The sequence below is a fragment of the Streptomyces sp. NPDC036815 genome, assembly GCF_055609205.1.
Window position 1 is genome coordinate 262,418 of the sequence record NZ_JBVJPW010000007.1, and the last position, 20,273, is coordinate 282,690.

A 20,273-nucleotide genomic window follows, 5' to 3' on the forward strand; every position below is an offset into this window, starting at 1 on the left:
CTCAGACCTCGTACGGCTGGACGACGATGAAATTGCCGGGCGCGCCACGGAACTGGAGGTTCACGCTCTCCCCCGTGGAACCCGCGTAGGCGTTGCTGCGCAGCCGTACCTGGCTGGAGACGATCGCCTGCGCGGCGGCCGACCAGGCGACGACGGCGTGGCAGTCGGCGAACGTCGTCGGCGTGACGGGCAGCACGACGGGTACGCCGTGGGTCTTCACGATGATCGTGCCGGTGCCCTGGAACTGCATGACGAACAGGGCGCCGCCTGGAATCCCGTGCCCCTCGATCCTGCGCACCTCGTGCTGGAGGCTCTCGTCGAAGGCGAGGACGTTCTCCGCGGAGACGCAGATCGCGTCACCCTGGAGCTCGATGGGGTGCAGGTGGGTGCCCTCTTCGGCGAGGAAGACCTGGCCGCGGCCGGAACAGCGCATCAGCTGCATCTCCTGGCCGGTGGAGTTGCCGACGATGCGCCCGGCGAAGCCCGCGCCCTTGTAGCTGAACTCGACCTTGCCCTGGTAGAGCACCATGCTGCCCTGACGGGCCAGGATCGGCTGGTCAGCGACGCCCAGGTCGACACGGACCAGCTTCTCGTTCTGCTGGGTCCAGCGCTGGCCGGTGGGGGCCTCGCGGTACTTCTGCAGGGCGGCGGCCACACCGGCGCCCTGCGGAGCCGCGCCCTGTGGGGCGGCGGGCTGGGGGGCGGCGGCCTGGCCCGGGAACTGGCCGCCCGGAGGCTGCTGCCCGTAGCCGGGAGGCATGGGGGCGCCGGGCTGCTGGCCGTACCCGGGGGGCATCGGGGCCTGCGGCTGCTGGCCGTAGCCCGGCGGCAGGGGCGCGGTCTGGCCGGGGGCCTGCTGGCCGGGGACCTGGCCGAACTGCGGCTGCTGCGGGGGCTGCTGGCCCGGCTGGCCGTACGGCGAAGGGGGCGGCGGAGGCGGCACGGGGCCGCCCGGCGGCTGGTTCAACGGGGCGACGACGGTCTGCGCGGCGTGCACCGACGGGTTCGCGGGCGCGGGCGGCGGGGGCGGAGTGGCGCCCTGGGGCGGCGCGAAGTGCTGCGCGGGGGCGGGCGCCTGGGGCGGCGCGGCGGCCGCCGGGGCACCGAACGCGGGCGGCGCCGCGGCCTGCGCGGGCGGCGCGAAGGAGGGAGCGGCGCCCTGCGGCTGCTGCGGAGCGGCGGGCTCCTCCTCGGCGACCTCGCCGCCGAAGTTCTTCAGGAGCGCGTCGAGTCCGCCGTCGAAGCCCTGGCCGATCGCGGCGAACCGCCAGACGTCCTTCAGGTAGAAGTCGCCCAGCATGACGGCGCGCTCCGTGGAGAACTCCGAGCCGTTGAAGGCGTAGCGCGCGACTTCCTCGCCGCCCGCGACGATGCGGATGTACCCGGAGGCGACCTGCGACATCTGCCCGGCGCCGTCGACCGTCGCCGTGAACGACAGCCGCTGTATCTGCTGCGGGATGCGGTCGAGCGTGACGCGGAAGGACTCGCTGTCACCCGCCTGCGCGCCGAGGAGCTGGATCGACTCCTCGGGCGACTTCGGCTGGTTGAAGAAGATGAAATAACGGTCGTCCGAGAGCCGTTCGCTCGCGTCCAGGCCGAAGCAGCTGATGTCGAAGGTCAGCCCGGGGGCGGAGATCTGTACGCCGACGTACAGGTCCGTGCCCGGAGTGAGATCACTGATCTTGGCCTTGTGGCCGCGTTGGAATTCCCTGGCCATACGTAACGACCGTCCCCCATCCCGAATGTGAATACGTCGCGTCAGGCTAACCGCAAAGTCTGACGGCGAGCGAAGCCGGTACAGACCCGCTACACAACCCTCGGGATCCGGCGAACGTGCACTCCGCGCGGTCGCGGACGTTCACTCCTCGCGGGCGGCGGGAAGGTGCGGCAGCCGGCTCGCCGCGACCACTCCTTCGAGGTACCCCCTGGCCCGCTCGGTGCGGGGGTAGGCCTCGAGGAGGCGCCAGAAGCGGGGGCCGTGACCGGGGACGAGGAGGTGGGCGAGCTCGTGGACGAGGACGTAGTCCACGACGTATTCGGGCATGCCCTGCAGCCGGTGCGAAAGGCGGATGCTGCCCTCTGCCGGCGTGCAGGAGCCCCACCGGGTGTTCTGGTTCGTGACCCAGCGCACCGAGGCCGGTCTGGGGCGGCCTCCGAAGTACTGCTCCGAGAGCTGCCCGGCACGCTCGGCGAGCTCCGCGTCGCCGAGGAGCCGCTTGCTCTCCTGGGCGGCGAGCTTGTCGAGCATGACGTTGACCCAGCGCTGCTCCTCCGCCTCGGACATCCGGGCGGGGATGAGGACGACCGTGCGGTCGCCCTCCCGGTACGCGGAGACCGTTCTGCGACGGCGCGCGCTCCGTCTGACCTCGACCGCGCTGGCCGCCGCGCCGGACGGCGCCGGGCTGGTCGTGCTGCGCTGTGGAGTTCCGGCGCGACGCGCTGAGGTCTCCCCAGCGACGCGAGAGGACGGGTCGGCGGGCACGCCCCGACGTTACCCGCTGGGCATGGGGGAAGTCCCGCCTCCGGGACGGTTCGGCGCCGTTCCGCACCCCGTGCGTTTGATTAGTACGACGAACACCCCCCGCCTGTGGACAACGCGACGCAAGCGTCCGGCGAGGCGGGCATTCTGGCATTCGATCGACGCGGCGGACGGGACCGCGCCGACCGGCCGACGGGGGACGACCATGCGTCTGATGCATCCGATCGTGAAGCCGGCGCTCCGGCGTGGCTGGCGGGACCTGAGCACCGTGCAGTTCGGGGTGGCGCCCGCGCACGCCTTGGTGCTCGGCCCGATGGACACGGCGACGAGCAGCTTCCTGACCCTCCTTGACGGCACCCGGGGGCTGCCGCTGCTGCGCGAGGAGGCCCGGCGGATGGGGCTGCCCGACGGGCACGTGGACCGACTCCTGGGAGAGCTCTCGCGCGCCGGACTCCTCGACGACTCGACGGGCGGCGGAGCGGCGGCCGACTCCCTGCGCGAGCGGGACGAGGTCATGGACCGGCTGCGGGCCGACGTGGCGTCGCTGTCGCTCCTGTCGCCCGAGCCGGGCGGTGCGATCGCGAAGATGGCGGCGCGTCGGACCATGCGGGTACGGGTCCAGGGCGCCGGTCGGGTGGGCGCCGTCGTGGCCTCGGTGCTCGCGGCCGCCGGGGTCGGCCGGGTCGATGTGCTGGACGGCGGACATGTGCGGCCGTGGGACGTCGCACCGGGCGGCCTGCCCGCGGAGTCCGTCGGGGAGCGCAGGGACACCACGGTGCGCCGGGTGGTGCGGCAGTCGGCGCCCGGCCGTCCGGTCCGCCGCCCCCGGCAGGAGGCTGAGCCGGAGGGGACGGCGGGACTGTCCCTCGTGGTCATCGCCCCGAGGGACGGTCTGGATGCGTATGCTCCCGCGCCCGCCGCGGCCGAGGAACTCCTCGCCTCGGGCACGCCCCACCTGTACGCCGGAGTGATCGAGGGCACGGGGGTGGTGGGCCCGCTGGTCCTGCCGGGGGCGACCGCGTGCGCCGAGTGTCTCTTCCGGCAGCGCGCGGACCGCGACCCCACCTGGCCCCGGATGCTGGCCCAGTGGCGCTCGGGGCACGCCCGGCAGGTGCCCGCGTGTGACGTGGCCCTGTCGACGTCGGTCGCCGGGCTCGCGGCGGGGCACGCCCTCGCCTTTCTGGACGGGGAGTCATCGGCCTGCGCGGGCGCGCGCTGGAAGGCAGCCGTGCCCGGATTCGAGTGGCGCTCGAGCCCGATTTGGGCCCATCCATCATGCTCTTGTGGGGCGGGGATGTCCGTTAGGGGGGATCGGCCCACCGCCGGTTCGGAGCCGCACGCAACAATGGCCGGGTAACCGCCTGAGAGGGCGCGGCTGTCTGGGACTTGGAGGGGCGCATGTCTGATCTTCCCCGGAAGGCGGTCACCCGTACCGCCAAACTGGCCGCGCTGCCACTCGGCTTCGCGGGGCGCGCTACCTGGGGGCTCGGCAAGCGGATCGGAGGCAGGTCCGCGGAGATCGTCGCGCGTGAGCTGCAGCAGCGCACGGCCGAGCAGCTCTTCAAGGTCCTCGGCGAGCTGAAGGGCGGCGCCATGAAGTTCGGGCAGGCGCTGTCCGTCTTCGAGTCCGCGCTGCCCGAGGAGATCGCGGGGCCGTACCGCGCCGCGCTGACGAAGCTGCAGGAAGCGGCGCCTCCGATGCCGACCAGCACCGTGCACTCCGTCCTCGCGGAGCGTCTGGGCACGGACTGGCGCGAGTACTTCCTGGAGTTCGAGGACAAGCCGGCGGCCGCCGCGTCCATCGGCCAGGTGCACCGGGCCGTCTGGACGGACGGCCGTGAGGTCGCCGTCAAGGTGCAGTACCCGGGAGCGGGCGAGGCGCTGCTGTCCGACCTCAACCAGCTCGGACGCTTCGCCCGGCTCCTGGGGCCGCTGATTCCCGGGATGGACATCAAGCCCCTCATCGCGGAACTGCGGGACCGCGTGTCGGAGGAGCTCGACTACGCCTTGGAGGCCGCGGCCCAGCAGGCGCACGCCGAGGAGTTCACGGACGACCCCCAGGTGGTGGTGCCCCAGGTGGTGCACCAGAGCGACCAGGTCCTGGTCACCGAGTGGATGGACGGGACGCCCCTGTCGAAGGTGATCTCGGAGGGTACGCAGGAACAGCGCGACCGGGCGGGACAGCTCCTTGCCCACTTCCTCTTCTCGGGACCGGCCCGCACCGGACTGCTGCACGCCGACCCGCACCCGGGCAACTTCCGTCTGCTCCCCGACGAGAAGGACGGCTACCGCCTCGGGGTCCTCGACTTCGGCACGGTGGACCGGCTGCCCGACGGGCTGCCCCCGACCATCGGCACGTCCCTGCGGATGACGCTGGCGGGCGAGGCCGACGCGGTCTACGACATGTTGTGCGAGGAGGGCTTCGTCAAGGAGTCCGTGGATCTCGAGCCGCAGGCGGTGCTCGACTACCTGCTGCCGATCATCGAGCCCATGGCCGTCGACGAGTTCACCTTCACCCGTGCCTGGATGCGCAAGCACGCGGCGCGGCTGGCCGATGTCCGCTCCCCCGCCTACCAGTTGGGCCGGTATCTGAACCTGCCCCCGGCGTATCTGCTGATCCACCGCGTGACGGTGAGCACGATCGGGGTGCTGTGCCAGCTGGGCGCGACGGTACGGATGCGGGACGAGCTGGAGGAGTGGCTGCCCGGTTTCGTGGAGGAGACCGAGGAGCTCACGGAGTCCGAGGAGCTCACGGAGTCCGAGGAGCTCACGGAGTCGGAGGAACTGGTCGAGGCTCGGGAGGGTGGCGCGGCGGCGGAGGCCTGAGCCGCGGAGAGGCTCACCACCAGGCGGAGTCGAGGCGCCCTTCGATGGCTCTGATGTTCTCCCGTGCGCAGGCGTCGCAGAAGTAGCGGCGGGCGCCGTTCTCCACGGAGCAGGTCCAGGTCGGTGGCGTGCCCTCGGCGACCGCGCCGCAGCGGCAGCACACGAGATTCCCGGTCTCCTGGGGCTGGGGGTTCTGCTGGTCCACCCGGCGACCATAGCGCCGCACCGGGAAGATCGGGGAGCACAACGCACCACGGGGGGCGGTCCGTTCGGACCGCCCCCCGTGGCATCTGTCAGGGTGCCGAGCCGCGTCGGCGGCGCTTTCGGCGTGACAGCTTCTGTGTGGCTCCTACTGCATGACCGCGATGGCGAGCGCGCGCCGGGCACGCAGCGAGGCGCGCTCCGCGCGGCGCTGCATGCGGCGGGCCGCCATCAGGCGCTCGGCCGGGCGTTGGGCCTCGGCCTCGCGCAGTCGTTCGTGCATATGCGCACGAGCCATGGCTTCTGGGATGAGTTGCATCTCACGGGTCCTGTTCTGGCGCGCGACGTGCGCGCCGGTGGTGGTGAAGTCTGTGGTGGCGGAGCCGGCGGGCTCACGCGTGGCTGCCTTCATCGGGGCCTGCTTCTTGGGGTCGTGCGTCAGGGGGCGGTCGATGGTTCCGGCGGTGCTCATGCGGCGACCGGGTTCTTGCGCGGGCGACCACGCGGCCGCTTGCGGGCAACGACGACACCCTGGACGAACAGTTCGCCGCCCCAGACGCCCCACGGCTCACGCCGCTCCTTGGCGCCGGCGAGGCAGGCTTCCATCAGCGGGCAGGTCCGGCAGAGGGACTTGGCGTACTCGACGTCGGCCGGGGACTCCGCGAAGAAGACCTCCGGGTCGTAGGCACGGCAGGGAACGGGTACGCCGAGGTTCTCGATGGCGTCGTCGAGCGCGGTGAGCGCAGTCAGGGGGGTCAAGGTCGGGTCCTCCGTGGGTGCGGGCGGGGGGAGCGTCTGTGAAGGCGGTACGGACGGGGCGTGCGCTTCGAGTTGCACGGTGGTGTTTTCCTCGTCTGGTCGTGCCGGCCTGGGTCGGCCGGTTGGCGGCTGGTACCGGGTCTTGCTGTCGGCCCCTTCGCTCTGTTCTCCCTGTTCTGGGGAAAACAGAAGGGCCGCGGATCCCGGGTGGGGTTCCGCGGCCCTGAAGGCGCCTGTCTGATCGAGGATCAGACTGGATCACTCCAGGGTTCGAGCCCACGGAAGGCCCACATCGTGTGGTGCTGCGTCGTCTGCTTCCGGAATCCGGCACCGGCTGCCGCAAAGGCATAGGCCTGGGCCTGCGCCTCCGCTACTGCTGCTTCCGGTGCCTTGGTCGGTCGCTCATTGCCCTCATTGACCTCGCGGACGGGAAGACCCGTGAGAGGCAGGGAGGCGGACATCGGACGGGTGGCGGGGATGCCGCCGGACAGACCGGTGCCCTGGTTCGAGAAGCCGAGCAGGCAGGAAGCGACGACCGAGCGATCGGTCATTTTCGCGGTGCTGATGAAGCTCTCGTTGATGCTGATCACTGGAATCGCCTCCTCTCGGCGTCTAGGGGTTCGGTCGGAACCGAACCTGCGGACTGACAAGTACAGCACGGAACCGGGGCTTCGGAGAAGCCCGCCGTTTCCGTGTTAAGAACCTATGGGTCTTCCTTGCGCATGCGCAAACTATTTTTTCGACGAGTTTGAATCATTCTCCCTCGGCGCCCCTTACACGCTCCTGACCTGCGCAAATGGCGAGGACATCGGCGCCGAACCGGTGAAACTTACGGACGCCGACCCCGGGGATGCGGGCCAGCTCGCCCTCGTCCTCCGGCACGGCTTCCGCGATGGCGATCAAGGTCTTGTCCGTGAAGACGCAGTACGCGGGCTGTCCCAGCTCCCTCGCCTGGCCGGAGCGCCACTCCCGCAACCGTTCGTACAGCCCCTCGTCCATGTCGGACGGGCAGTCCTCGCACCGCATGAGCTTCATCTCACCCGCCTCGGTGAGGGTGCGGCCGCAGACCCGGCAGCGGGCCGGCGTACGGATCTTGCGCTGACGGCGGCCCACCGCGGCCACGGCCCCGCCGCCGCTGCCACGCTCGACACCACCGGGGCCACCGCCCGCGGCACGGGCCGCGGAGCCCGCCCCCGAGCCGGGGCGCAGCCCGTCCAGGAAACGGCTGGGACGGCGGCTCGGTCGGCCGCCCGGCGAACGGGAGAGCGCCCAGGAGAGCGAGAGGTGCACGCGGGCGCGGGTCACCCCTACATAGAGGAGGCGGCGCTCCTCCTCGATCTGCTCGTCCGTCTTGGCGTACGTGATCGGCATCATGCCCTCGGCGAGGCCCACGAGGAACACGGCGTCCCACTCCAGGCCCTTCGCCGCGTGCAGCGAGGCCAGCGTGACGCCCTCGACGGTGGGCGCGTGCTGGGCGTTCGCCCGCTCGTCGAGCTCGGCCACCAGATCGGCGAGGGTCGCCTCCGGTCTGGCCCGCGCGAAGTCCTCGGCCAGCCGCACCAGTGCGGCCAGCGACTCCCAGCGGTCGCGGACGGCGCCGGAGCCCGCGGGCGGCTCGCTCGTCCAGCCCTTCGTGGAGAGCACGGCGCGCACCTGGGAGGGCAGGTCGACCACGTCGTCGAGGAGGGCGTCGTTCCCCCCGAAGCGGGCCGCGCCGCGCAGAGCCGCGCCCGCCTCGCGCACTTCGGTGCGCTCGAAGAACCGCTCGGCACCGCGCAGCTGGTAGGGCACGCCCGCGTCGGCGAGCGCCTGTTCGTAGATCTCCGACTGGGAGTTCGTGCGGAAGAGGACCGCAATCTCGCTGGCGGGGACGCCGTCGGCCATGAGGGCACGGATGCGGCGGGCGGCGCCCTCGGCCTCGGCCGGCTCGTCCACGTACTCCGTGTAGACCGGTTCCGTGCCGGGATCACGCTGGGAGATCAGCTCGAGGCGGTGGTCGGCGGCGCGGCCGCGGGCCTGGGAGAGCAGGCCGTTGGCGAGGTGGACCACCTGCGGAGTGGAGCGGTAGTCACGGACCAGCTTGACGACCGTGGCCCCGGGGTGGCGGGTGCGGAAGTTCAGCAGGTGGTCGGGGGTCGCGCCGGTGAAGGAGTAGATCGTCTGGCTGGCGTCGCCGACGACGCAGAGGCTGTCCCGCTCACCGAGCCACAGCTCGAGGAGCCGCTGCTGGAGCGGGCTCACGTCCTGGTATTCGTCGACCACGAAGTGCTGGTACTGGGCGCGGATCTGTTCGGCGATGTCGTGCCGGTCCTGGAGGATGCCGACGGCGAGCAGCAGCACGTCCTCGAAGTCGATGACGGCGCGGTCGCGCTTGAGGTCCTCGTACGCGGCGTAGAGCTGGGCGGTCTCCGCGGGGTCGCGCGGGACGTCCCGGCCCGACTTGGCGGCGGCGGCCGCGTAGTCCGCGGGGACGGTCTGGGTGACCTTGGACCACTCGATCTCACTGGTGAGGTCGCGCAGCTCATTGCGGTCGAGCCGGATGCGGCAGGCGGCGGCCGCGTCCGCGACGAGCTTGATCTTCCGGTCGACGATCCGGGGCAGCGGGCCGCCGACCGCCTTGGGCCAGAAGAACTGGAGCTGGCGCAGGGCGGCGGAGTGGAAGGTGCGGGCCTGGACGCCGGAGGCGCCGAGCTGGCGCAGGCGGCCGCGCATCTCGCCCGCGGCGCGGTTGGTGAACGTGACGGCCAGCACGCTGGCGGGCTGGAGCATCCCGGCCCGCACCCCATAGGCGATCCGGTGGGTGATCGCCCGGGTCTTGCCGGTACCGGCGCCCGCCAGGACGCACACCGGCCCGTGCAGGGCGGTGGCCACCTCGCGCTGCTCCGGGTCGAGCCCGTCGAGCACCGCGTCGGCAGATTCCGGGACCTGCGGGAAGAGGGAGGAGTGCGTTGCTGATGTCACCCTGCCATGCTGCCAGGTCGCACGAGGCGGCTGAGCCGGTTGTCCACAGGGCGGCACCTGTGGTCGTACTAATGCGGGAATGGCGGCCGGGTCGCGTACGTTCGATCCATTGCGAACACGCACCCCGAGCGACGAAGGAGCACGAAAGAGATGCCGGGCACTGTGACGATGTACAGCACCACGTGGTGCGGCTACTGCCGCCGCCTCAAGGGTCAGATGGACCGCGAGGGCATCGGGTACACCGAGATCAACATCGAGCAGGACCCGGACTCGGCGGCCTTCGTCGAGAAGGCGAACGGCGGAAACCAGACGGTTCCCACCGTCCTCTTCCCGGACGGCTCGACGCTCACGAACCCCTCGCTGGCGCAGGTCAAGCAGAAGCTGGACGTCTGAGGGCTCAGCCCACGGTCCCGGGCTTCGGCAGGGGCTTGCCGTACCAGAGCTCGATCAGGCGGGCCGCAATCGAGATTCCGTAGGGAGGCAGGACCTCTCCGGACTCGAATGCGGCCCGCAGGTCTTCGCGGGAGAACCAGCGGGCCTCCTGGATCTCCTCGCCGTCGACGTTGATCTCCGAGGAGGTCGCGTCGGCCATGAAGCCGAGCATCAGGCTGGAGGGGAACGGCCAGGGCTGGCTCGCGACGTACTCGACGTCGCCGACCGTGACGCCCGCCTCTTCGAAGACCTCGCGCCGCACCGACTGCTCGATGGACTCCCCCGGCTCCACGAAGCCCGCGAGGGTGGAGAAACGGCCCTCGGGCCAGTGCACCTGACGGCCGAGGAGGATGCGGTCCTCGCTGTCCCTGACCGCCATGATCACGGCGGGGTCCGTGCGCGGGTAGTGCTCGGCGCCACAGGCCTGGCAGCGGCGGATGTGGCCCGCCGCCGCGATCACGGTGCGTTCGCCGCAGCGCGAGCAGAAGCGGTGCAGGCGCTGCCAGTTCTCCAGGGCGACGGCGTGCACCAGCAGGCCCGCGTCCCGCGGGGAGAGCAGGAGCCCCGCCTCGCGCAGCCCGGCCGGGCGGGCCGACTGGTCCATGCGGCCCGGCAGGCCGTCCTTCTGGAGCGCGAAGTAGCTGATGCCGTCGTCGTCCGTGCCCAGGAAGTAGCGGTGCTCCTCGGTGAGGGGCGCCTCGAAGGCGGGCGTCATCACCAGTTCGGTCCGGCCGTCGGGCGTCTCGTCGATGAGCGCCTGGCCACCGGAGACCACGAAGACCCGGGTCGTGGGGTGGCTCCAGGCCGCGGCGAGCCACGCCTCGTCCATGCGGTGGTGGGCCGCGCGGTCGATGCCGCTCGCGGCGGTCAGCGAGACGGGGCGGTCTGCGGTGCGGTCGGTCCAGGTGGTCACAGGTGCTTCCAACTCCCCCGATGGAATGGGTGGTTCAGCAGGGCGTGCGGCAGGACGTGTTCGGCGGCCGGCGGGGCCGCGAAGGGGGCTTCAGTGTGCATCGCGCCAGTTCTCCGCGAGGTCGCCCCACAGGTGTGCCGTCGTCTCGACACCCTTCAGGAGCAGGTCGATCTCGACCTTCTCGTTCGGCGCGTGCCAGCCGTCGGAGGGGACGGAGATGCCGAGGAAGAGCACGGGAGCGGCGAGCACGTCCTGGAGGTCGGCCGCCGGCCCCGAGCCGCCCTCGCGCGTGAAGCGGATCTGCTGTCCGAAGGCGCGGCCCATCGCCCGCACGACGGACTGCAGGGCGGGGTGGTCGAGCGGGGTCAGGCACGGGCGCGTACCGGCGCTGAAGGTGACCGTGTGGCGGATGCCGGCGGGGACCCGGTCGGCGGCCCAGGCGCGCACGGCCTGCTCCACGCGGTCGAGGCGCTGACCCGCGACGAGCCGGAAGGACAGCTTCACGAAGGCGGACGACGGGATGATCGTCTTGCTGCCCGCCCCCTGGTAGCCGCCGCCGATGCCGTTGACCTCGGCGGTGGGGCGGGCCCAGATGCGCTCCAGGGTGGTGTGCCCCGCCTCGCCGTGGGTGCCGTGGGACTTGGCCGTGCGCAGCCAGCGCTCCTCGTCGAAGGGGAGCTCGGCGAAGAGTTCGCGCTCGCGGTCGGTGAGCTCGGTGATGCCTTCGTAGAAGCCCGGTATCGCCACGCGCGCGTGGTCGTCGTGGAGGGCGGCGACGAGGCGGGCGACCTCGGTGGCGGGGTTCGGCACGGCGCCGCCGAAGGAGCCGGAGTGGATGTCCTGGTCGGGGCCGTGCAGTTCGATCTCGCACTCGGCGAGGCCGCGCATGCCCGTGCAGACGGTCGGGGTGTCCTCCGACCACATGCCGGTGTCCGAGACGATCACCGCGTCGGCGGCGATGCGGTCCCGGTGGGCCTCGATGAGGGCGCGGAAGTGCGGGGATCCGGACTCCTCCTCGCCCTCGACGAGCAGCTTGAGGTGGACCGCGGGCGCGGTGCGGCCGGTGGCGGCGAGGTGGGCGCGGACGCCGAGGGTGTGGAAGAAGACCTGGCCCTTGTCGTCGGCCGCCCCGCGCGCGTGCAGGCGGTTTCCCCGGACGACGGGTTCGAAGGGCTCGGTGTCCCAGCCGTCCTCGCGGGCCGCGGGCTGGACGTCGTGGTGGCCGTAGACGAGGACCGTGGGGGCCTGCGGGTCGTCGGAGGGCCATTCCGCGAAGACGGCGGGCGCACCCGGCGTCTCCCAGATCTCCGCGACCGGGAAGCCGGTCTTCCTGAGCTGGGCGGCGAGCCATTCGGCGCTGCTGCGCACGTCCCCGGCGTGGTCGGGCTGGGCCGACACGGACGGGATGCGCAGCCACTCGGCGAGGTCGTCGAGGAAGGCGGCGCGGTGGTTCTCGATGTACGTGCGGACGGCGCTGTCCGGTGTCTCGCTCATGGTCACGAGCCTATCCGCCATCCGGGGTGGTCCCGTCCGGCGGCTCGTCGCCCGGCGCACCGGCCGGTTCCTCCAGGAGGAGGCGCTCCAGCTGGGCGCGGCCCGGCAGGTTCCTCGGGCGGGCGGTCTCCCCGCTGCGGACGTAGAGGAAGGCGGCCTTCACCGACTCCAGGGGGACGCCCTGCTGCTCGGCCCAGGCGAGCCGGTACACGGCGAGCTGCAGGGGGTCGGCGGTGCGGGTGCGGCTGGTCTTCCAGTCGACGATCTCGTACGTGGTGTCGGCGCCTTCGCCTTCCTTGTAGACGGCGTCGATGCGGCCCCGGATGACGCGGCCGGCGATCACGAACTGGAAGGGGACCTCGACGCGGTGGGGCGCGCGGTGGGCGTACTCGGTGCGTTCGAAGGCTTCCTTGAGGGCTTCCAGGTCGCGCTCGTCGGCGATCTCGGCCTCGTCGGGGCCGCCGCCCGGCAGGTCCTCCGGGGCGAGCATCGGCAGGGTGAGCTCTTCGAAGCGGGACTCGATCCAGGCGTGGAAGCGGGTGCCGCGGCGGGCCGCGGGCTGCGGCGGGCGCGGCATGGGCCGGGCCAGGTCCCGCGCGAAGCCCTCGGGGTCGGCGGCCAGGCGCATCAGCTCGGACGCGGTGAGCGAGGGCGGCACGGTGATGTCCCTGACGGCTTCGCGGGCGCGCAGCAGCTCGCTGGTCAAGGCGTCCAGGTCGCGGTCCCAGGAGGCGAGGGTCCGGGCCTCCTCCGGGGTGAGGCGGGCGCCGGGCTCTTCCGGGGCGGGGTGGGCGCCGGGCTCCCCCGCGATGGGCCGGGCGCCGGGCTCCGCCGGGGCCGGGCGGCTGTCCCGGACGTGGTCGGCCGGGTGCGGGAGGGCGTCGGGCGCGGGTGCGGGGGGCGGCACGCGTGCGTGGCCGCTCTCCTGCGGGGCGTCGGGGTGGCCGGACGCGGCGTCCGGCGTGTCCGCGGGGTGCGGGAGCGTCGGGCGCCGGGTCGGCAGTGCGTCCCAGTCGGCCGGGTCGGCAGGATCGGCCGGGTCGGCAGGGTCGGCGGCGGGGAAACCGGCCTCTCCGTAAGGGGGGTCTCCGTAGGCGGCGTCTTCGTAGCGGGCCTCTTCGTAGAAGGGCTCTTCGTCCTCCGGAGGGGGCGGCCATTCCGGGTCGTCGGCCGGGGGCACGTCGTCGTACGCCGCCGGGTGGGCCTCCTCGTGGGAACGGGCGGGCTCCGGGGCACCCTCCCCCGTCAGGCGGTCCAGGTGGGCGAGGACGGTCTGCGCGGCGGCGCGGCGGCGGGCCATAGAGTCCTCGTCGAGCGGGAGCGGCCACGCCTGGTCGGCGGTCGCCTCCCCCAGGGCGGGGTTCTCCTCGTCCTCGGCCGGCTCGTCGGCCCAGGCCTCGATCTCGCCGTGGCCCGCCGCGCAGTGGTCGTGCAGGGCCTGGAGGAAGTCCGAGGGGCCGCGCGGTTTCTTCTGGGAGGGGCCCCACCAGTGGCCCGAGCCGAGCAGCAGGGAGCGCGGGCGGGTGAAGGTCACGTAGCCGAGGCGGAGTTCCTCGGTGCGCTGGTGGTCCTTCATCGCTTCGTGGAAGGCCTTCATGCCCTTGGCGTCCCACGCCTCGATGTCGGGCAGGGTCGCCGCGTCGCCGCGCAGTTCGTGCGGGACGACCTTGGCCTGGGCGGTCCACTTCTCCCGGCCCTGCGCGCTGGGGAAGGTGCCGTTGACCAGTCCGGGGACGGCGACGACGTCCCACTCCAGGCCCTTGGACTTGTGGGCGGTGAGCACCTTGACGGTGTTCTCGCCGCCCGGCAGGGCGTTGTCGAGGCCCTTCTCGTACTGGGCGGCGGTGCGCAGGAAGGCGAGGAAGGCCAGGAGCGTCGCGCCGTTGTCGTTCGCGGCGAAGGAGGCGGCCACGTCCAGGAAGTTCGAGAGGGTCTCGCGCCGGCGGGCCGCCAGAGCGCCCGGCGACGCGGAGAGCTCGACCTCCAGGCCCGTCACGGCGAGGACGCGGTGCAGCACGTCCATCAGCGGGTCGGACAGCGAGCGGCGCAGTTCGCGCAGTTCCGCGGCGAGACGGGCGAAGCGGACCCTGGCCTCGGCCGAGAAGGGCAGCCCGTCGTCCCCTCCGGAGGCGTCGGCCGGTTCGAGGGGGGACTCCAGGAAGGTGTCCAGCGCGTCCGCGAGCGATATCACCTCGGCGGGGTCGACTCCCTCGACGGCTTCGGCGAGGCGCCGGTCCGGGTCGTCGGGGGCGGCGTGTCCCGGTCGTACGAGGAGGCGGGCGCGGCGGCCGAGGAGGGCCAGGTCGCGGGCGCCGATGCGCCAGCGCGGACCGGTCAGGAGTCGCACCAGGGAGGCGTTGGCCCCCGGGTCCTGGAGGACCTCGCAGACGGCGACGAGGTCGGCGACCTCGGGGAGGTGGAGGAGTCCGGAGAGGCCGACGACCTCCACGGGGATGTCGCGGGCCACGAGCGCGCCCTGGATCTCGCCGAAGTCCGTCGCCGTGCGGCACAGGACGGCGATCTCGCCGGGCGCCTTGCCGGTGCGGACCAGGTGGGCGATCGAGTCGGCGAGCCAGTCGATCTCCTCGGCGTGGGTCCGCAGCAGGGCGCAGCGCACCACGCCGTCGCGCTCTGCGCCGGGCGCGGGCCGCAGGGCCTGCACGCCCGCGTGCAGGGCTCGCAGGGGCTCCGCGAGGCCGTTGGCGAGGTCCAGGAGGCGGCCGCCGCTGCGGCGGTTCTCGCTGAGCGCGTGGCGGGCGGCTGGGCGGCCGTCGGCGTGCGCGAAGTGCTCGGGGAAGTCGTCGAGGTTGGCCACCGAGGCGCCGCGCCAGCCGTAGATGGCCTGGCAGGGGTCGCCGACCGCGGTCACCGGGTGGCCCGTGCCGCCGCCGAACAGGCCGGACAGGAGGATGCGCTGGGCGACCGACGTGTCCTGGTACTCGTCGAGGAGGACGACGCGGAATTCGTCGCGGAGGATCTCGCCGACCTCCGCGCGGGTGCGGGCCAGCGTCGCGGAGAGGGCGATCTGGTCGCCGAAGTCGAGGAGGTCGCGGGAGCGCTTCGCCGCGCGGTAGTGGCCGACGAGCTCGGCCAGTTCGAGCCGGGCCGCCGCCGTCTCGGGGACCTTGCGCAGGTCGGCGTTGGAGAGCTTGGCGCCCTCCAGGGCTTGGAGCAGCCCGGTGTCGTACGCGCGGAGCCGCTCGGGGCGTACGAGGTGTTCGGCGAGCTCGCTGTCGAGGCTGAGGAGATCGCTGACGAGGTCGGGGAAGGACCGGGTGAGGGCGGGGTAGGGACCGGGGGCCTCGCGCAGCACGCGGGCGGCCAGCTGGAAGCGGGTGGCGTCGGCGAGGAGGCGCGAGGTCGGTTCGAGGCCGATGCGCAGGCCGTGGTCGGTCAGGAGGCGGCCGGCGAACGCGTGGTACGTGGAGATGACCGGCTCGCCGGGCGGGTTGTCCGGGTCGACCGCGTCGGGGTCGGTGACGCCCGCCCTGATCAGGGCCTGGCGCACGCGCTCGGCGAGCTCCCCCGCCGCCTTGTTCGTGAACGTCAGGCCGAGGACCTGCTCGGGAGCTACCTGGCCGGTGCCGACCAGCCACACCACGCGGGCCGCCATCACCGTCGTCTTGCCCGAGCCGGCGCCGGCCACGATCACCTGCGGGGCGGGCGGCGCGGTGATGCAGGCCGTCTGCTCCGGGGTGAACGGGATGCCGAGGAGCTCCTTGAGCTGCTCGGGATCGGTGAGGCGAGGTGACACGTCAGAGAGGCTAGCGGTGGCCACTGACAACCGGGGCGGGCCCGGGCGCGAGCGGCCACCGCACGCTCATGGGAGGCGTGGGGTCAGGAGCCCGTGGCCAGCTTCTTCGGGTCGACGACCTCACTGGCCGGCGGGGCCTTGACGTCGACGGCCTTGCCGTAGTCCTGGAAGGTGACGGTGCCCGGACCGTCGGCGCCCTTGTTCACGACCTTCAGGAAGTAGGGCTTGCCCTCCATCGCGACGTAGAAGGTGGTGGTCTCGTCCTTCTTCGTACGGGTGAGGACCGCGGCCTTCTGACCGGCGACCTCGGCGTCGTCCTCGCGCTTCAGCTTCTTGAGGTTCTTGTTGCTGAACATGTCGTCCGGGTTGCAGACGGCCTTGCCCCCCTTGTTGGGCTGCTTCACCCAGCGGCCCTTGAGGAGCTCCGCCGTGGCCCCGCCGCCCTGGGCCTCCCAGAACTTGTCGTCGCCCTTGGAGTACGAGAACTCGCCGGAGGACAGGAACTCGGCCTTGCCCATCTTGGCCGAGCCCATCGTGCCCTTGCAGTCGCCGGACTCGGCGACCGCGAACTCGATGTCGCTCACCTCGCCCTTCTGCTTCATCTGGCCCTTCATGCGGTAGGACCCGGCGTCCTTGGACGCCTTCGACGCCTTCTCGGCGATCTTGTCGGCGCTCATGCCGTCGAAGGGGTCCTTGTCGCCGTCGCTGCTGCAGCCCGTCACGCCGATGACGGCGGCGGCACAGGCGACTGCCACTGCCAGGAGCTTCCGGTTGGCTGCCATATACGCGTACTCCTCAAAAAGGTGCGCCTCGGGCGGCGCACAGCAAGTTCTTACGGTGACTTTAATTCGCCCACGCGGGTGCCGTGTTCCCCGGGGCTATTCCACGACCTGACGGCCCTCCGGGCGCGCGCTGCAGGATGCCCGGAACGCGCAGTGTGTGCAGTGCTGGCCGGTGGTCGGGGTGAAGCGTTCGTCGAGGACCTTGCCCGCGGCCGTCGCGAGGAGGTCGCCGATCCACTCCCCGGAGAGGGCCTCCTGGGCCTGCACCTTCGGGAGGGCGTCGCCGCCGTTCTTCTTGGCGGCGCCCTGGCGCAGCTGCACCAGTTCGGCGCCGCCCGGCTGCGGACGCACCCCTTCGAAGAGGTCGTCCGCGGCGCCCTCGCGGACCGCGAGCTGGTAGACGGCGAGCTGCGGGTGGCGGGCGACCTCGGCGGAGCTGGGGGCCTGCTTGCCTGTCTTGAAATCCACTACGTAGGCGCGGCCCTCCGCGTCCTGCTCGACACGGTCCATGGAGCCGCGCACCCGCACTTCGTAGGAACCGGCCTTCAGAGTCACGTCGAAGCCGTGCTCGCTGGCGACCGGGGTACGGCTCGCACGGTCCATCACATGCCACTGGAGGAACCGCTCCAGCGCCACACGCGCGTGCTCCTTCTCCTGCGCCGACTTCCAGGGCGCGTCGAACGCGAGCGCGTCCCACACCGAGTCGAGGCGCTCCATGAGGACGGCGAGGTCGGCGGGGGTCCGTCCGGACGCGACCTCGTCGGCCAGGACGTGCACCACGTTGCCGAAGCCCTGGGCGGCGGTCGAGGGAGCGTCCGCCTTCACCTCGCGGCCGAGGAACCACTGCAGGGCACAGGTGTTGGCGAGCTGGTCGAGAGCGCTTCCGGAGAGCACCACGGGCTTGTCCCGGTCGCGCAGCGGGACCTCGCTCGCCGTCGGTTCGTACATGCCCCACCAGCGGTAGGGGTGCGCGGCCGGTACGAGGGGGCGGCCGTCGGCGTCGCTCAGCGCGGCGAGGCGGGCCAGACGCCGCGCCGCCGCCTCGCGCAGGGTGTCGGAGACGCGCGGGTCGACGGTGGTGGCGCGCAGCTCCGCGACGAGCGCGGCGACGGAGAGGGGGCGGCGCGGGCGGCCCGTTATGTCCTTGGGCTCGACGCCGAGTTCGGTGAGGAAGCGGGAGGGCTGGTCGCCGTCGTCCGCGGGCGCCTTCACCGCGGTCACGACGAGACGTTCACGCGCGCGCGTGGCGGCCACGTAGAACAACCGGCGTTCTTCGGAGAGGAGCGCTCCGGGGGTGAGTGGTTCGGCGAGGCCGTCGCGGCCGATGCGGTCCGCCTCCAGGAGGGAACCGCGGCGGCGCAGGTCGGGCCAGAGGCCCTCCTGGACGCCCGCGACCACGACGAGCCGCCACTCCAGGCCCTTGGAGCGGTGGGCGGTCATCAGGCGTACGGCGTCGGGGCGGGCCGCCCGGCGCGTGAGCGTGTCCGCGGCGATGTCCTGCGCCTCGGTCTCCTCCAGGAAGTTGAGGGCGCCGCGACCGCCCGTACGCTCCTCCGCGCGGGCCGCGGCGGCGAACAGGGCGCACACCGCGTCGAGGTCGCGGTCGGCGTTGCGTCCGGCCGCGCCGCCGCGGCGTGCGGTGCGCTCCAGGCGCCTGGGCCAGGGCGTGCCGTCCCACAGCTCCCACAACGCCTCTTCGGCGGTGCCGCCGCCCGCGAGGCGCTCACGGGCCTTGCGGAGCAGCGCGCCGAGGCGCTGGGCGCCGCGGGCGTACGTCGGGTCGTGCGCGACGAGGCGCTCGGGCTCGGCGAGGGCGCGGGCCAGCAGCTCGTCGGAGGGCGGCGGCACGTGGTTGCCCGCCGCACGCTCCTCCTCGCGCAGGGCGCGGCCGAGGCGGCGCAGGTCGGCGGCGTCCATCCCGGCCAGGGGCGAGGTGAGGAGGGTGAGCGCGGTCTCGGTGTCGAGCCAGGCGGGGGCGGTGGTTTCGGGGGCGGTGGTTTCGGAGGCGGTGGCTTCGGAGGCGGTGGGCTCGGGGCCCGTGCTTTCGGGGTCGGCACTCGTGGAACTGGAACCAGCGCCTTCGGAGGCGGCGCTCTGGTGAACGTCCTCTTCGACGTCGTGGGGCTCAACAGCATCGTCCGGGCCGACCACGTCATCGGCCTCGGCCCCGCCGACCGCCCCCGCCTCGACGGCCCTCGCCACCACCCGCAGCGCCGTCAGCAGCGGTGTCACCGCGGGCTCGTGGCGCAGGGCGATGTCGTCGCCGTCGATCTCCAGGGGGACGCCCGCCGCGCTCAGGCTGCGGCGGACCGCGGGGATCGTGCGGGCGCCCGCACGGACCAGGACCGCCATGTCGCCCCAGGGGACGCCGTCCTCCAGGTGGGCGCGGCGCAGGATGTCCGCGATGTTGTCGAGCTCGGTACCGGCCGTCGGGTACGTGTACACCTCGACGCGGCCGCCGTCCCTGACCGGTGCCAGCTCCCGGTGGGCCCGCACCTTCTCCGCCGGAAGCCTGGTCAGCGGCATGCGCCGGGTGAGGAGCCGGGTGGCCTCCAGGAGCTGCGCGCCCGACCTGCGGGACGTCCTGAGGACCTCGACCGGCGCCGGGGTGCCGTCCGCGCGCGGGAAGTCGTGCGGGAACTCCAGGATGCCGTTCACGTCGGCGCCCCGGAACGTGTAGATCGACTGGTCCGGATCGCCGAACGCGACGAGCGTGCGGCCGCCCCCGGCGAGCGCGTGCAGCAGCCGCACCTGCGCCGGGTCGGTGTCCTGGTACTCGTCCACGAAGACGGCGTCGTACTGCGCGCCGAGCGCCCGCGCCACCTCGGGCCGGCGCGCGAGCAGCACCGCGCGGTGCACCAGTTCCGCGTAGTCGAGCACTCCTTGCAGGTCGAGTACGTCCAGGTACTCGGCGAGGAAGGCCGCCGCGGCGCCCCAGTCCGGCCGGCCGCTGCGGCGGGCGAAGGCGTCCAGGGCGTCCGGGCCTAGGCCCAGCTCACGGCTGCGGGCGAGCACCGCGCGCACCTCGTCGGCGAAGCCGCGCGTGGTGAGGCAGGCGCGCAGCTCGTCGGGCCAGCGGATGTGCCCGTGCCCCTCCTGCGCGAGGTCGATCTGGCCCGCGAGCAGTTCTCGTACCGCCACGTCCTGCTCGGGGCCCGACAGGAGGCGCAACGGCTCCACGAACAGTTCGGCGTCCTGGTGGGCGCGGACCAGGGCGTAGCAGAAGGAGTGGAAGGTCGTGGCCTGCGGAGCGCGCACCGCGCCCATGCGCAGCGCCATGCGGTCGCGCAGCTCCACCGCGGCCTTGCGGCTGAAGGTCAGCACCAGGATCCGCGCGGGGTCCCCGCCCCGGGCGACGCGCTCGGCGACCGCCTCCACGAGCGTGGTCGTCTTGCCGGTGCCGGGCCCGGCCAGGACCAGCAGGGGCCCGCCCTTGTGGTCAACCACACTGCGCTGACCCGCGTCCAAGCGAGGGGGAGCCAACGGTGCCGGCGGCGTACGCACCAGTCGGTAGACGTCCCGGCTCCCCTGTCGTACCTGGTGGTGCGACGGGTGCCGGATGTGCCGAGTGGAAGAAGGGGAACTCACGTGGGTCGCCGGTCCTGGTGGGTGTACTGGTCTCGGAGCGGCTGCGCGGTGGCAGCGGGGTGAAGGGGACGCGTGCTGTCGACG

At 72.7% G+C, this 20,273-nt stretch carries 15 protein-coding genes; 3 read left to right on the plus strand and 12 right to left on the minus strand.

Going from position 1 to position 20,273, the window contains the following annotated elements:
* Window position 1: 1 nt before the first annotated feature.
* Window positions 2–1,717 carry a TerD family protein gene (locus ACZ69I_RS17575; protein ID WP_470833050.1) on the minus strand — a complete coding sequence of 572 codons (1,716 nt, stop codon included), beginning with the start codon at window positions 1,715–1,717 and terminating at the stop codon, window positions 2–4.
* A gap of 141 nt (window positions 1,718–1,858) precedes the next feature.
* Window positions 1,859–2,482 carry a M48 metallopeptidase family protein gene (locus ACZ69I_RS17580; protein WP_470833051.1) on the minus strand — a complete coding sequence of 208 codons (624 nt, stop codon included), beginning with the start codon at window positions 2,480–2,482 and terminating at the stop codon, window positions 1,859–1,861.
* A gap of 211 nt (window positions 2,483–2,693) precedes the next feature.
* Between ACZ69I_RS17580 and ACZ69I_RS17585 the strand changes: the two genes are divergently transcribed.
* Both ACZ69I_RS17585 and ACZ69I_RS17590 read left to right on the plus strand, forming a co-directional pair.
* Window positions 2,694–3,836 (plus strand): ThiF family adenylyltransferase, encoded by a 1,143-nt coding sequence (locus ACZ69I_RS17585; protein ID WP_470833053.1) that lies wholly within the window; start codon window positions 2,694–2,696, stop codon window positions 3,834–3,836.
* Between the two features lie 41 nt (window positions 3,837–3,877).
* Window positions 3,878–5,305 (plus strand): ABC1 kinase family protein, encoded by a 1,428-nt coding sequence (locus tag ACZ69I_RS17590; RefSeq protein WP_470833054.1) that lies wholly within the window; start codon window positions 3,878–3,880, stop codon window positions 5,303–5,305.
* A 13-nt stretch (window positions 5,306–5,318) separates the two neighbouring features.
* Here the strand turns inward: ACZ69I_RS17590 and ACZ69I_RS17595 are convergent, their stop codons facing one another.
* The 5 genes from ACZ69I_RS17595 to ACZ69I_RS17615 form a co-directional block, all read right to left on the minus strand.
* A complete protein-coding gene (locus ACZ69I_RS17595) occupies window positions 5,319–5,510 on the minus strand; it encodes a hypothetical protein (protein WP_467671067.1) in 192 nt (63 codons plus the stop codon).
* 144 nt (window positions 5,511–5,654) lie between these two features.
* Window positions 5,655–5,978 (minus strand): hypothetical protein, encoded by a 324-nt coding sequence (locus ACZ69I_RS17600; RefSeq protein ID WP_467671065.1) that lies wholly within the window; start codon window positions 5,976–5,978, stop codon window positions 5,655–5,657.
* On the minus strand, window positions 5,975–6,343 hold the full coding sequence (locus ACZ69I_RS17605) for a WhiB family transcriptional regulator (protein WP_055555173.1): 369 nt from the start codon (window positions 6,341–6,343) through the stop codon (window positions 5,975–5,977). Before ACZ69I_RS17605 ends, ACZ69I_RS17600 begins: the two co-directional genes overlap by 4 nt.
* A gap of 170 nt (window positions 6,344–6,513) precedes the next feature.
* Window positions 6,514–6,855 carry a hypothetical protein gene (locus ACZ69I_RS17610; RefSeq protein ID WP_361722037.1) on the minus strand — a complete coding sequence of 114 codons (342 nt, stop codon included), beginning with the start codon at window positions 6,853–6,855 and terminating at the stop codon, window positions 6,514–6,516.
* A gap of 163 nt (window positions 6,856–7,018) precedes the next feature.
* Entirely contained in the window at window positions 7,019–9,283 is a 2,265-nt protein-coding gene (locus ACZ69I_RS17615) for an ATP-dependent DNA helicase UvrD2 (RefSeq protein ID WP_470833056.1), read from the minus strand.
* A gap of 93 nt (window positions 9,284–9,376) precedes the next feature.
* Here ACZ69I_RS17615 and ACZ69I_RS17620 point away from each other — a divergent pair, with 93 nt between their 5' ends.
* On the plus strand, window positions 9,377–9,619 hold the full coding sequence (locus ACZ69I_RS17620) for a mycoredoxin (protein WP_389715291.1): 243 nt from the start codon (window positions 9,377–9,379) through the stop codon (window positions 9,617–9,619).
* 4 nt (window positions 9,620–9,623) lie between these two features.
* On the opposite strand, the gene nudC is transcribed toward ACZ69I_RS17620, so the two are convergent.
* The 5 genes from nudC to ACZ69I_RS17645 form a co-directional block, all read right to left on the minus strand.
* Complete coding sequence (gene nudC, locus ACZ69I_RS17625; RefSeq protein WP_470833058.1) at window positions 9,624–10,571, minus strand: NAD(+) diphosphatase; 948 nt, start codon at window positions 10,569–10,571, stop codon at window positions 9,624–9,626.
* Window positions 10,572–10,661: 90 nt separating this feature from the next.
* A complete protein-coding gene (locus tag ACZ69I_RS17630; protein WP_470833060.1) occupies window positions 10,662–12,065 on the minus strand; it encodes a dipeptidase in 1,404 nt (467 codons plus the stop codon).
* A 10-nt stretch (window positions 12,066–12,075) separates the two neighbouring features.
* The gene (locus ACZ69I_RS17635) at window positions 12,076–15,819 is read right to left on the minus strand and encodes a UvrD-helicase domain-containing protein (RefSeq protein WP_470833062.1); all 3,744 of its coding nucleotides are present in this window, start codon (window positions 15,817–15,819) and stop codon (window positions 12,076–12,078) included.
* 83 nt (window positions 15,820–15,902) lie between these two features.
* Window positions 15,903–16,601: a hypothetical protein gene (locus ACZ69I_RS17640; protein WP_470833064.1), complete on the minus strand. Its 699-nt coding sequence runs from the start codon at window positions 16,599–16,601 to the stop codon at window positions 15,903–15,905.
* A gap of 96 nt (window positions 16,602–16,697) precedes the next feature.
* On the minus strand, window positions 16,698–20,189 hold the full coding sequence (locus tag ACZ69I_RS17645; protein WP_470833066.1) for an ATP-dependent helicase: 3,492 nt from the start codon (window positions 20,187–20,189) through the stop codon (window positions 16,698–16,700).
* Window positions 20,190–20,273: the final 84 nt, after the last annotated feature.